Source organism: Paenibacillus sp. FW104-T2 (genome assembly GCF_058789975.1).
This window is the reverse complement of sequence record NZ_JBYTCE010000009.1, coordinates 78,349-92,297: the sequence shown is the minus strand read 5'-3', so window position 1 is coordinate 92,297 and position 13,949 is coordinate 78,349. Positions and strand designations below refer to the sequence as shown.

At 46.2% G+C, this 13,949-nt stretch carries 11 protein-coding genes; 1 reads left to right on the top strand and 10 read right to left on the bottom strand.

Going from position 1 to position 13,949, the window contains the following annotated elements; all coding sequences use genetic code 11:
- Window positions 1-73: 73 nt before the first annotated feature.
- Window positions 74-1,768 (bottom strand): ABC transporter substrate-binding protein, encoded by a 1,695-nt coding sequence (locus AC3WQ3_RS13475; RefSeq protein WP_492472495.1) that lies wholly within the window; start codon window positions 1,766-1,768, stop codon window positions 74-76.
- Window positions 1,769-1,997: 229 nt separating this feature from the next.
- Between AC3WQ3_RS13475 and AC3WQ3_RS13470 the strand changes: the two genes are divergently transcribed.
- Window positions 1,998-2,885 (top strand): AraC family transcriptional regulator, encoded by an 888-nt coding sequence (locus AC3WQ3_RS13470; RefSeq protein ID WP_492472494.1) that lies wholly within the window; start codon window positions 1,998-2,000, stop codon window positions 2,883-2,885.
- Window positions 2,886-3,001: 116 nt separating this feature from the next.
- On the opposite strand, the gene rbsB is transcribed toward AC3WQ3_RS13470, so the two are convergent.
- The 9 genes from rbsB to AC3WQ3_RS13425 form a co-directional block, all read right to left on the bottom strand.
- The gene (rbsB, locus tag AC3WQ3_RS13465) at window positions 3,002-3,934 is read right to left on the bottom strand and encodes a ribose ABC transporter substrate-binding protein RbsB (protein ID WP_492472493.1); all 933 of its coding nucleotides are present in this window, start codon (window positions 3,932-3,934) and stop codon (window positions 3,002-3,004) included.
- A 14-nt stretch (window positions 3,935-3,948) separates the two neighbouring features.
- On the bottom strand, window positions 3,949-4,911 hold the full coding sequence (gene rbsC, locus AC3WQ3_RS13460) for a ribose ABC transporter permease RbsC (RefSeq protein WP_371859932.1): 963 nt from the start codon (window positions 4,909-4,911) through the stop codon (window positions 3,949-3,951).
- Window positions 4,912-4,921: 10 nt separating this feature from the next.
- Complete coding sequence (locus tag AC3WQ3_RS13455; RefSeq protein ID WP_492472492.1) at window positions 4,922-6,403, bottom strand: sugar ABC transporter ATP-binding protein; 1,482 nt, start codon at window positions 6,401-6,403, stop codon at window positions 4,922-4,924.
- Window positions 6,404-6,417: 14 nt separating this feature from the next.
- Window positions 6,418-6,819 carry a D-ribose pyranase gene (rbsD, locus tag AC3WQ3_RS13450; protein ID WP_492472491.1) on the bottom strand — a complete coding sequence of 134 codons (402 nt, stop codon included), beginning with the start codon at window positions 6,817-6,819 and terminating at the stop codon, window positions 6,418-6,420.
- Window positions 6,816-7,697 (bottom strand): ribokinase, encoded by an 882-nt coding sequence (gene rbsK / locus AC3WQ3_RS13445; protein ID WP_336781947.1) that lies wholly within the window; start codon window positions 7,695-7,697, stop codon window positions 6,816-6,818. The genes rbsD and rbsK overlap by 4 nt, the downstream gene beginning before the upstream one ends.
- A complete protein-coding gene (locus AC3WQ3_RS13440; protein ID WP_492472490.1) occupies window positions 7,690-8,679 on the bottom strand; it encodes a LacI family DNA-binding transcriptional regulator in 990 nt (329 codons plus the stop codon). The genes rbsK and AC3WQ3_RS13440 overlap by 8 nt, the downstream gene beginning before the upstream one ends.
- 186 nt (window positions 8,680-8,865) lie before the next feature.
- A complete protein-coding gene (locus tag AC3WQ3_RS13435) occupies window positions 8,866-10,971 on the bottom strand; it encodes a serine hydrolase domain-containing protein (RefSeq protein WP_492472573.1) in 2,106 nt (701 codons plus the stop codon).
- Between the two features lie 428 nt (window positions 10,972-11,399).
- Window positions 11,400-12,644: an MDR family MFS transporter gene (locus tag AC3WQ3_RS13430; protein ID WP_492472489.1), complete on the bottom strand. Its 1,245-nt coding sequence runs from the start codon at window positions 12,642-12,644 to the stop codon at window positions 11,400-11,402.
- A 385-nt stretch (window positions 12,645-13,029) separates the two neighbouring features.
- On the bottom strand, window positions 13,030-13,926 hold the full coding sequence (locus AC3WQ3_RS13425) for an aldo/keto reductase (protein ID WP_336781950.1): 897 nt from the start codon (window positions 13,924-13,926) through the stop codon (window positions 13,030-13,032).
- Window positions 13,927-13,949: the final 23 nt, after the last annotated feature.

The following is a 13,949-nucleotide window of genomic DNA, read 5'->3' as shown; positions in this document are numbered from 1 at the left end:
TGGCTTAAATATGTTCAACGGTCTCTCTAGTATATATGGTTGAGCATGCTTCCTCTGCAGACCTTGTAGTTCGCTATTTAATGTCCTTACCTGTCCACAATCTGACCCGATCTTTAATCCATTCCGTATATTGCTGTTCCATCTCGACGGCTCCAGCCTGATCAATTTCAGCAAGCATCCCATCATAGATGCCATCAAACGCACTCGGCGTAGCAGTGATCGCTTCGGCGATTCGTTTCTGAATGATATCCTGCGTTTTCTGCGAAATCACGTTGTAATCGCCGCTATCCGAAGGTATAGGCATGTTATACGCTGCTCCCCATTCTTTGACCGGAAACTCTTCTTCCGAAGGGAATAGATCCTTCCACGTACTGATTCCGTAACCCGCAAGGGCCTCCTTCTCTGCTTCCGAATAACTTTGCTGTATTTGCTCAGGATAATTGGTTGTAAAATAATTTCCAGTGGAATCCTTCACTCCATCACCGTAGTGAGCTCCGAAAATGTAGTACAGACCCACACCAGAGTCCTTGGTAAAAGTATTATTGTCTTTGTTTTTCTTTTCCTGAATGTCTGCCGGCATGGATCGAACTCCATCTTCCAGGACATAATGCTCTCCCTCAATTCCCCAGTTTCTTAGAATCTGGCCTTCTTCGGAAGACATCCAGTCCAAAAATTTAATCGCCCGAACAGGGTCTGGGCAGTCCACCGTAATGCCAATTCCATAGCCGTCAAAACCAATATTCTGGAAGTCTTTACGCTGGAATGTCTCATCGAGCGTTACAGGATAGTATCCATAAGTCATGTCATCTTTCCCCACACTTTTAAGTGCATTTTCTGCATCACTGTAACCCCAGTTCGGGTCAAGCAGAGACAATACTCGCCCACTGGCAATTTTGGCCTTATACTGATCGTCTTTCTGAACAAAACTATCTTTGTCCAGAAGCCCCTCATTGAACATTTTGTTCAGCCAACGGAAATATTCCTTCTCCTCTGGGCGCTTGTAATGAAGCTTAGCTTCGTAGGTTTCAGGATCAATAAAGTATTCCCCGTCTCCTGGGCCTCCGGTTGCCATGGCCGCCGGATCGGTCACGGTGATCATTCGGCGCCATCCGTCTGCGCTGAGTGTCAGCGGAATGGTTGGCTGTCCGTCTTCAGTTGTCGGATGCTTTTCATAATATTCTCTTAGCACCTTCTCATAATCATCCAGCGTTTTGATCTCTGGATATCCCAGCTCTTTGACGACACGATGCTGGATGGCAGTGCCATTGTTCGCATCAAAGCTGATCTGGTCGATAGCACCGTTGGTAGGAATCCAGTAAATGGATGGGTCTTCATTGCTGTATTTCAATCGATTGAACTGCTCCCCATAGATTTTCTTCAGGTTTGGCGCATGCTCTTCGATTAGGTCCGTCAAGTCCAGCATGGCACCTGCATCTACCAATCTCGTTAAATTTCCTTTTGGAAAGATCAAATCGGGATAATCACCACTTGCAGCCATGAGGGAGATCCGGTCATTGCCTCCTCCGCTTGATATATCATATTCTGCATCAATGGTGACGCCTGTTTTTTCAGTAATTTTTTTACCTACAGCGTCCTGCATTTTGTTCCAGTTAGGACTCGCATCTGCCCCGAAAAAAGTGAACGTAATTGGGCTATCCGAATCGCCACCCTCCGAACTGGAATTGTTCACTGTGTTACTGCATCCGGCCGAGATCAGTAATGTGCCCGTTAAAAGACATGTTCCTATTACTTTGGATAATGTGCGCATGTTATTTTGACCCCCTGTATCTGGATTGACTTGTTTCCAAACGGCTGTCCTTTTATTGATATCGCTTTCAAGAATACGTTTTCGACTATACTGCTTGAATCTCTTTAATCTCTCGCCTCACTCCCCGTTTTTTCTATATAGTAGTATGTGTGCATCCATTCAAACCTTGATTATTCAGTCAGAAATGTAGCATGATATAGACAAATCTCGAGGCTGTGGTGGTGATTTCTTGAAGAACGTTCGTCTAAGATGGTTTACGAGAGACGAGGAATTTCCATTTTTCATTCAATACGGGGAGCATGCAGAAGACTTTTCCCTTCATAAACATACGGACTTCTCTGAACTCGTCATTGTGCTTAACGGTCATGCGACTCATATCGTTAATGATGAAATTTCTTTTATTAAAAAGGGGCACGTGTTCGTCATTAACGGGGAAACCACGCATGCCTATAAAGACCCTTGTAGCTTTGAGATATGTAATATCATGTATAAGCCGGAAATGATGATTCAACTTGGTTCCGATTTGCGTTCGTTTGAAGGTTATCATGCGATGTTTGTATTGGAACCGCTTTATCATAACAAGAAATCAATCAACAAACATATGTATCTGTCGTTAAACAATATGGATTTTATTGAAGAGTTTATTGCTGACATGATCGACGAATATCACGGGAAAAGGCCGGGGTACAAAACGTTACTGACTTCCAAATTTACCGAGCTCATAGTCTATTTATCCAGGCACCATGAATCGAGTGGAAAAACGATAGAAGGCCAAGTCATGCATCTGGCTGCGGCAGTCTCCTATATTGAAGATCATTATTTAGAACATATCACTTTGGAGGATATCGCATTATATGCCAACATTTCTGTAAGACATCTAAATCGAATTTTCAAATCCTTTTATCAAACGTCTCCCATTGCCTATCTTCAACGTTTACGCATGGAGCGTGCGTGCCAGCTCTTGAGGTTAACGAATCTTCCTATCACACAAGTTTCATACCAGTCCGGATTTAATGACAGCAACTATTTTACGAGACTATTTACCAAAACGTACGGGTTGTCCCCAAAACTTTTCAGACAAAAGGAAATGGTGATGGCCGAATCAACCTCTGAATAAAGCAAACTTCGTCTGAAGTTCCCTTCTTAGAAAGTTTGAATATTTATGCTCAGGCAACCTAGCCCCAAAGAATAAACAAAAAAACCGCCCTGGCTCATCTGGCCAGGACGGGATGTTTAGTTGTTTGCATTTTCCTTGGTTACCAGCTTCAATTCTGCCGGGATGGACTTCTCCACCTGTTTGCCGTCCAGGACATCCAGAGCAGCTTGTACGGCCAGCTGGCCAATCAGTACCGGCTGCTGAGCGACGGTTGCTGTCAGTTTTCCGTCTTGAATGGATTTGATTGCATCGTCGTTGCCGTCAAACCCGATCACTGGAATGTCTTTGCCCGAGCTTTGGATCGCTTCGATCGCACCAAGTGCCATCTCATCGTTGTGGGCAAATACAGCCTGTACATCCGGATTTCCCTGCAGCAGGTTTTCCATCACATTCAAACCTTTGGAGCGGTCGAAATCGGCCGACTGTTTGGCAACCACGTCAAGCTTCTGGTCAGCTACCTCGTGGAACCCTTTACCCCGTTCACGTGTAGCGGAAGCCCCAGGCACTCCTTCTAGTTCAATGACTTTAGCACCTTCACCGAGCTGTTCAACGAAATATTCTGCTGCCATCTGTCCGCCTTTAACATTATCGGAGGCTACCAGAGCCGCTACCTCACCTTTGTCTGCGGAACGATCCAGTGTAATTACGGGAATGCCTACGCTGTTGGCAGATTGAACTGCTGTAGAGATAGCCGCGGAGTCCGCTGGGTTAATCAGGAGTGCATCAACACCCTGCTGAATAAGGTCATCCACATCGTTGGTCTGCTTGGCCGAATCATTTTGTGCATCCACCACGATAACCTCAATGCCTTGCTTTTGAGCTTCGGCAACGACTCCGTCTTTCAATGAAACGAAGAACGGATTGTTCAGTGTTGAAATCGAGAGACCTACTTTCTTCTGTCCTTTATTTCCGGCACCGTCCGGCTTCGCCCATTCAGGCGGTTCCAGAGAGCACCCGGCCAGAACAATAATCATGATCATGCTTACAAGTGTTAATGTCCATTTTTTCATAATTGTTTCTCCCCTTAAGCCGTTTTCTTGCGGTCCAGCAGGACAGCAATCGCAATGACGACACCTTTGACCACCATTTGATAGAAGGAGTTCACGCCGAGTAGGTTCAAACCATTGTTCAGCACGCCGATAATCAGAACACCAATTAATGTACCGACAATCCGTCCGCGTCCGCCTGTCAGGCTAGTTCCGCCCAGAACAACGGCTGCGATCGCATCCAGTTCATAAGAAGTACCTGCTGTTGGCTGTGCGGAATTCAAGCGAGATGTCAGAATTGCACCTGCTAGAGCTGCCAGCATACCTGCAAGGGAATAGATCATGATCTTCACACGTGTGACTTTGATACCCGAGATGATGGATGCTTTCTCATTACCACCAATAGCATACGTTTTGCGGCCAAAAGCCGTTTTATGCAGAATCGTCCATAGAATCACAAATGTAATCAGCATCGTTATGGCAGGTACCGGAATACCCAGCAGATAGCCGCGTCCAAACAGTTGGAACAGCAGACTGTCCCCTAGTCCTGTGATCGGATTACCATTCGTATATACAAGCGTTAATCCGCGGAATATGGTCATTGTCGCCAATGTTGCGATAAATGGAGCCATTTTACCCTTCGTAATCATGAGTCCGTTCACCATACCCATCACACCACCAAGTGCTACCCCGATGATGATGGACAAAATCGGATCCAGGCCAGATAACATCATGTTTGCGACAAATGCGCTGGATAAAGCCAGGATGGAGCCAACGGACAAGTCGATCCCGCCTGTCAGAATGACAAAGGTCATACCGAAGGCAATCAGTGCATTAATCGATACCTGACGCAGCAGGTTCAAGATATTAAGCGGCTCCAAGAAGCTTGGATTGAGTACGGATACGATAATAATGAGAATGATTAAACCAAGCAGCGGTCCTAATTTCTGTGTTACGCTCGATAAGCGGAATCCCGTTCCGGTTGTTTTGTTGTTCTGCATTGTTGTCATTTCACTGTCCCCCTGTGGCCAATGTCATAATGTTTTCCTGTGTTGCTTCTTCCCTGGCCAGCTCTCCGCTGATCTGCCCTTCATGCACAACCACAATTCGGTCACTCATACCCAGTACTTCAGGAAGCTCCGAAGATACCATGATGATGGCGACGCCGCGTTCTGTCAGTTCATTCATCAACTGATAGATTTCACGCTTTGCTCCAACATCCACACCTCTCGTTGGTTCATCCAGAATGAGCACGCTTGGTCCGATACCTACCCATTTGGCAATAACAACCTTCTGCTGGTTGCCCCCTGATAGGTTACGCGCAGCTGTCTCCGAAGATTGCGTCTTGATCTGCAGACGCTTGATCAGGGTATCGACGAAGTCCTGTTCTTTTGGAGCTGAAATGAATCCTTTACTTGAGAAGCTGAACAGATTGGTCAGCGCCATGTTTTCCCGAATCGAGAAGTCCAGTACAAGCCCTTCATCCTTACGGTCTTCTGTGATGAACCCGATGCCGTGTTTCACTGCATCCGAGGGTTTACGAATGTTCGCTTTTTTGCCACGGACCAAGACTTCTCCACTGTCCAGGGTATCCAGACCAAAGATCGCTCTCATGATCTCTGTTCGCCCCGAACCCATAAGTCCGGAGAAACCAACAATCTCACCTGCTCTTACGTTGAAGCTGACATGTTGGAACAATCCCTTAATGCTTGCGTCCCGCACTTCCAGAACAACTTCGCCATAGGAAGGATTACGGGCCGGATAGCGCTCGGTTAACTCCCGTCCAACCATTTTCCGCACCACTTCATCGAAGCTTGTCTCAGGAATCGGCTGGGTATCTACCGTCCTGCCATCCCGCATTACCGTGATCCGGTCGCAGATGGTGAAGATCTCTTCCATACGGTGAGAAATATACACAATGGATACTCCGTTTTTCTTCAGTGCAGTAATCACATCAAACAACTTCTGAATTTCGCGTTCCGTTAACGCTGCAGTGGGTTCATCCATAATAATGACCTTCGCATCCGTCAGCAGCGCCTTGGCGATTTCTATCATCTGCTGCTGTCCAACGGAGCATTCTCCTGCGGGCCGTTCGAGCGGGATTTGTACCGACAGCTTGGCGAATTGTTCTGAAGCGAGCGCTTTCATTTGTTTTGTATTGAGGAATCCTAAGGAAGATGTCATCTCCTTACCGATGAAAAGATTATCGAGCACCGTCATTTCGGGCCAAACGTGAAGCTCCTGATGAATAAATGCGATACCTAACTTCTCTGCTTCCTTCGGACTGCCGAAATAGGTTTCCTTTTCATCAATGGAGATCGTTCCCTGATCACGCTGGTGAAGTCCGATCAAAATGTTCATCAGCGTGGATTTGCCAGCTCCGTTCTCACCCATCAGGGCATGAACTTCACCTTCCCTCAGTTCGAAATCCACTCCGCTTAGCACCTGGTTGGTGCCAAATGCTTTATGAATGTTGTGCATCTGAATATGCATCATGCAACCTCCTTTTAACCAAAATGGACTCCTGCTTGTAAAATGCAATTGGCATAGGGTGTAGCTTCACCTGTACGAACAACCGCCTTAACCTGCCGGGTTAGTGCTTTGAATTGTTCGTGGTTGATGGAAGCATCAATGGCATCGTTGCCAAATTTATCTGTAACGAACTGCAGAGCTTCCGGATTGTCTTCCTTGATCTCTTCTGCCACAATTACTCTCTCAATGACCATGTCTTCTGCGATCAGTTCAACCACTTCCTGAAAACTTGGCGTTCCGAATTTCAAAGCCACATCAATCTTGAGCACCCCTTCCGGAACGGGGAGACCCGCATCCGCAATGGCAATCATGTCCGTATGACCCAAATCAGATAGTATTTTAGAAATGTGACTATTTAGTATGCCGTTTTTTTTCATGATAAACTCTCCTCCACTTCGTCTCTCGTCGGCATGCCGCCTTGTGCTCCAAACTTGGTCACGGACAACGATGCGGCACGATTGGCGAACCGGATGCTCTCCTGCAGCGGCTTGCCTTCCGCTAAGGCGACCGCAAATGCAGCATTAAATGTATCCCCTGCACCCGTGGTATCCACTGCCTCCACTTTATACGTTGGCACGAGGATTTCTTCCGCCCCGTCAAAGTAACGAACCCCTTTACTGCCTTCCGTTATGAACAGTTTGTTTGGGTATTTGCGCAATGCCTCAGCCGGACTCATGCCTTGAAAAAGGATTTCGGCTTCATGCTCGTTCGGCGTGATGTAGGCGGCATTGTCAATGACTTCCTGCGGCACCGTTCTCGCTGGAGCCGGATTAAGCAGCAGTGGCGTTCCGTATTCAGCACACAGGCTGCTCACACGGACAACGGTTTCTTCCGGAATTTCCTGCTGGATCAGTACGATATCGGCGTCGCGAAGCACCTCGGCCGCAAGATCTACATAAGAAGGAGTGACTTCGCGATTTGCCGCCTCGACGACTACGATACTATTATCACCTTCTGCCAATATGATATGAGCCGTTCCGCTTTCTGAATGTGTAACCGGTTTCACATTTTGCGTATTTACAGCATTTGCTTTGAAATTATTCAAAATGTCTTGACCAAAAGCATCGTCTCCTACCCGGCCAATCATCGTTACCTCACCACCCAGTCTTGCAGCAGCAACTGCCTGATTGGCTCCCTTACCGCCAGGTACTGTTTTGAAACTTTCCCCGAGGACGGTTTCACCCGCCCCAGGACGTCTTGAAGAAGTAACGACCAGATCCATGGAACTGCTTCCGATTACGCATATTTTAGCCATCTGAATTCACCTTTCTCGTTGTGCCTCGTTCGATAAAACTGACGGGCATCTGTATGTTTTTGTTCTCAATTGGAGCTTGTTCCACAAGCCCGATAAGTAATCCCGCCGCTTCCCTGCCCATCTCGTATGCAGGCTGGCGAATGGTGGACAATGCAGGTGATAACAGGCTGCTCATCGGAATGTCGTCGAATCCGATCACTTGCACATCTTCAGGAACCTTTCTCCCGATTCGCGAAGCCTCATGCAGTACCGCCATAGCTGCAATGTCATTGCTGGCAATGACTCCATCCGTGTCAGCAAATTTGCTGAACAGCTCTTCTGCCCATGATCCCGCTTCGTTAAAAGAGAACGAGGTCGTCTGGATCACATGGTAATCCAATCCGGCATCCTGGATAATTTCTATGGCTCCCTGGAAGCGATCCTGTGCTGGCTTGATATGTGACGGACCCTGCATAACCGTTATCCGGCGACTACCGCGCTTGATGATTTCTCTCGCTGCCAGTCGTCCGCCCTCTCTTCCGTCCGCATAGACAGAAGGACTATCCAGTGCAGTCCTGTCAAGAAACACAACAGGTATTTTTAATTTTTCATATATTGGAGAATGAGGGTAGTTCGTGGATGAAATCACACCTACTACGTTATTTTGGATAAACGTCTGGATGTAATCCTGCTCCTTCGATTCATCCTCATCACTATTTCCGAAAATGAGCCTGAAATCCTGCTCCTGCATTCGATCTTCTACACCCCTAGCTAACTGAGGAAAGTAGGGGTTTGCAATATCCGGCAGCAGCAGACCAATCAGTTTGGACTTACGTTTATATAATGAGCGAGCTACTTCATTAGGGGAGAAGTTAAGCGCCTTCACGGCATCTTCTACTTTTTTGCGTGTATCCGCATGTACATAACCCCTGTCATTGATGACCCTTGATACGGTGGCTACTGATACGCCAGCCAGATTCGCTACGTCTTTGATTGTTGTCATGATTTTGTTCTCCTTATGTGTAACCGGTTACAGACATTAAATTATCATAGATCTTTTTATTTGACAATCATTTTCTTGCTGGAAATTTATCCAAGTTGTTCTGCGTTTACTGCTGCTATTGAATAGTTGAAGCCAAAAAACCACGGCAAGCGCGGCTTTTTGGCTGTTATATTATTTTTTTAACGTTTAATTTGTGTTGTCGGTGAGTGTAATTTCAAATGCTGAACCGATATCACCAGCAAAAACAATGATTCCATTCTCAGGAAGAACTACCTCGTTTTTACCGCTGACCACGGTGTGATTAATGGAAATACCTGCTTGGTTATACACGGTAAATGCACCTTTTGAAGGCATTTGGACCGTCATAACTTTACCTGCGGCTGTCGCAGGGATCGAGTACCAAGTGGCATAACCGTTCGCCTGGATCGTTGTCTTCGACTGATTTCCGGAATAGAGCGGCTTCACCGCGTCTTGGCTTGCGTATACCTTGCCCCCTGCTGTGACATATTCCACTCCGTTTTCCTTGAAGAATTCGTATTCCATCCTATCACGACCGGCCAAACCGGGAATTTGCAGCTGGTTCACAGCGAGGTTGGCATCTAGGATTGTATTGGTGTATACCAAGCCTGGCACCTCGTCAAACAGGTGAATCGGGATGATCGGTGTAGCACTGTCATATACCGTTGAAGTGTATTTCTCATTCACAAGAAAGTAACTTTTGCCATCACGTTTCTGCCAGGCCGCCGCAACATTCGGGGACAATTCACTCGTTTCCAGCTTCTCAGCCTTGTATTCGGAAGAAGCAATCTGTCCAAGTCCAGGCATGGATTGATACGAGCGTGACCATAAATAGATTTTTCCGTTATCCTCTTCAACGAATGCTAATTTTTCCGTACCTTCGTTGTTGGCGAAAGTTCCATCCGACGTATACATGTACTTTTGTTCAGGACTATTCGGTGTTAAAGGCGAGGACAAAATTAGTTGTCCATCAGCCTGCACATCAATATTCAGTAGCGAGCTGGCTCCCCCTCCATAGATACCCGAATACGCTGATAACCCGTTAGGCATCGTTGCGCTTACAGGTGTCCCAAATGACTTATCCGGCTTTCGTTCCGTAATGATATCCTTCTCCTCAAGTGCACCAAGCAGTAGTTCGGTTGCAATCAATTGATCCGTCGTACTTGTTCCTCCCGAAGAAGTAACGGCTGCAGCCATGTTGTATTTGGGAAGCACAATCAGAGAGGAATGGTACGAAATCGTATTTCCGCCTTTGGCAACGGCCTGGATGCCGTATTCATTGAAAGGAAAAAGGTTTACACTATCCCAGCCCAAGCCATAAGAAATAGATGAATCTGCGTCTTCCGGCCACAAGCCATTCTTGTATTCTTCTTCTGCCATCGCTTCTGCTGATTCATGCGAGAGAATCCCTTCGACCTCACCCGTAAAAATTTGCGCAAACTGAACCAAGTCTTCGGCTGTGGAATAAATGCCTCCCGAAGCAATCATGTTTGTGTTTTCCTGTGGAAGTTGTCCATTATGCAGGGCTGAATACGTCATGGCCATTTTGTTGTCACTAATCAGATCCTGTGGCGTTTTGGTGTTGTTCATACCCAGAGGCTCGGTAATATAGCGGTGCATAAATGCAGTAAAACTCATTCCACTAATTTGCTCAACCAGAATCTCGGCTAACGAAAAGCCGTCGTTACTGTAAACCGAATATGCTCCGGGATCTGCCTTTAGCTTTTGCGTTGCGAGTTGATCCAACAATGTATCATGTGCATACGTATCGTTATCCCCGAACAGGATGGCGCTGCTGCTTGAAGTTCCAGGGAGTCCGGAGGAATGATTCAACAGCATTCGCGTTGTGATTTCTTTGTAACGTTCATCCTCCATTTTGAAATCAGGGATATAATGTATGACTGGTACATCCAGATCGATTTCCCCTTCATCTACCAACTTCATCACAGCAGTAGTAACTACCATTTTGCTGGTTGAACCTATGCCATAGATCGTATCTGCGGTAAGAGGTACGGTGTTATTCTGGTCATTCTTGCCGGCTTGCCCGGAAATTACGATTTCACCATCATCTATGAGTGCATACTGTACGCTTGTTGTGCCATAGGTTTCGGTAAGAATTTGGGCTTTCTCAATCACTGCTTTTTTAGTCATCTCGTACGTAACATCATTGACGTTACTTACCGGAGCAGCCATAGCAGACATTGGACTAAGTATGGCAAACACCAGCGTTACGGCTGTAATTGAAGTTCGTTTCTTGATGGACAATCTTATCATCTCCTGTTTTTCTGTGTTGGCTACCATCAGGTGGCTTCAAAATTAGTGTACTTAAGGAAAATGTACTGCCCGTGTCATCCATATGAACTGAATATGAACTGCAAAAAGCCGCGAATGCGGCATGATCAAGACACCCATCAACGACGTTATTAAAGTTCCAAAATATTGGTACAATTTACTTTCATTCTACTTTCGTTAGACTCTCGAATATTTTTCTTGACTTTTACTCATGGATAATGATGTTCGTTTTAACTTTTCGGGAGCGCAAGTGCAGCTTAATTGTAGGTCGCAACAAGGTACGGAAAATGGTTTTATTATTGTGAATTTTTCATATGTTGAAATATTATAGTTATATAGCAAAAAAAGAACCTTCGGACTCACATTAAAGTGATTTGAAGGTTTTTGAATTTTTACAAATACGCATCCTACTAGTTTTCCATTGCGTTTTCCTTCGTTCGTTGCTGTTCCCTTATCTGCATGCGTTGATGTGCAATCCATAAAAATGGAACACCACATATGGAACTTATCGCAATAGGTGCAAAGACTAGCATTGGTTGGTTAGCACCGAAGCTGTCCAGCAAAAAGCCGCCCAGGATTGGAGCACTGACGTTGCCCAGATTGTTGAATCCGATCATGCCGAAATATGTCCCTTTCAGTTCCGGCTTCGCAATCCGATCCACCAGAACATCCATCAGCGTAAACATGAGTACTTCTCCTACCGTAAAAATAACAACTGCCGCTACCAGCATCCATGGGCTTTGCGCCAATCCAAACAGCAGCAGACTGACAGATACCATAATATTGCCTGTAATAAGCGGCACTACAGGTGGAAAGCGACTCGCGATACGAACCACCGGAAATTGAACGGCAAGAACAACCACTGCGTTTAAGGAAAGCATGTATCCAAACCATTTCGCACCATCAGTCATATTCGGGTTAATCGCCATGAACTGAGGTAGCGTCGAGCTAAAGTGTCCGTACCCGAGCACACAAAAGATGGTACCAATCAAAACAAACATAAAAACAGGATCCCCACTTGTTATGCGGAATGCTTGTTTCAAACGGATCGGCTCCGCCGTCCCCGTACTCTGCTCGTTCTGCTTCAGAGGATGAAGAATAAACTGAACAATTAATAGAATACCGTAAGCTATGTATACTCCTCCAGCGACCAGAAAGGACAAATTGGAATCCGATAATCCCAAATACAGTCCCAGCAGCGGTCCAAACACAACACCCAGATTTATCGCTGCATACCTCAGATTAAATACTAGCAGTTTGCTTGACGGTGGTGTGATATCCGATAACAACGCCCTGGATGTCGGTTCAAATAACGCCCGGCAGATGCCGTTGAGTGCATTCATGATAAAGAACAGCCAGATCTGATCCGATAGGGCAAACCCAATAAATACGAGCGCCCAGCCAAATACTGACATGAACAACACTTTTTTACGACCAATTCGGTCAGAGATGTATCCACCATAGAAGCTGGCAAAAACACCAACGAGCGCGCTCACGGCCACGATTATACCTGTCTGGGTTGGAGACGCCCCCATCTGCTGTGTCAAATAGATGGACAGAAATGGAATGCTCATGGAAGTCGCCATACGTCCAAAAATGGTACCTACGATAATCGTCCATGCCAATGGATGAATTTGTTTTAACTGTGAAGCCATGCTGTTCCCCCTTGTTGACCACTCCTGATTTTACATGTTCTTATCAACATATGTATGAATTCTATTATACGGCCCGTCGACTTACTAGAGGGACATTTTATTTGAAAAACGGACTTGACTTTTTACGTTTAGGTTTAATCCTCACCCTTTTTCTCGTAACTGGCTTTCACAGTATCTATATCTAGTGCGGATACACAGAGAGCGTTTATTATTGTGAATTTTTCATATGTTGTAATATTATAATCATTATATTTTCAAATTTTTCTTCTATTGTTTTGCCTGTCTCCTTTAGCTTGGATGCCTGGATTCCACTAAAAAAAGCCGCTCAAGGGCGGCTTTTCTAAAATGGACGGTTCTCTGTCGAACCGTTTGCTCTATTCTTCCATTACGTACGTCCGGTCCAATCCGCTCCGGCGACTTCTTTCCATCGTGCCCTGATTTCATCGTACAGCTCCTGCGGAAGTGATCCTTTTGCGACCAGATCAGCATTTTGCTGCCACCGGTTTGGCTTCGTTGTTCCAACAATCGCTGTATCGACGCCCTCCGTACTTAACGTGAAACGAAGGGCCGTTTCAACTGCCGCTTGCACATCATTACCTGTCAGAAAACCGTAGCCCAGCTCCTGCAACCGTCTCCAATATACGAATGGATAGGCATCTTCGGGGAGCGTGTCAAACGTCCATGCTGCATTGGCAATCGGTCGTTTGGCAATGACACCCATGTTTCTTTTTCTCGCCTTCGGCAATGTCAAATCAATCGCTTCCTGGTCTGCAATATTTAGCGAAGTTTCCAAACTGTCGAACACCCCGGTTTCAATCGCGTACAACGCGTCCGTTGTGTCCCCGCTGTACCCGATAAACCTGGTCTTTCCGGCTTCCTTGGCTCGCTGCAGCACTTCAATTACCGCCCCTTGCCGGAGAACTTCCTCAGAGCAGCTATGCAAATGAATGACATCCACATATTCCGTTTTGAGTCTTCTCAGACTGCGGTCAATCGTTTGCTCCAGCACCTTGGGATCCCAATCAGGTCCATCTACCCCGGCAGCATGTCCGCATTTGGTAAACAAATAATAGTCATCACGCCGATGCGAAAGTACATCCCCAATCAATTCCTCACTGTTCCCATAACATTCGGCGGTATCAATGACATTTAAACCGGCATCCAAAGCGGTATTCAAAAGTGTTTCCACGTCTTGTTTGGATACGTTGCTTCCGATTTCGGATCCACCAAATCCGAGCGTGCTTACTTTCATGCCTGTGTTTCCATATTCGCGCAGTTCCATGATTGATTCCTCCGAGCCTCGTT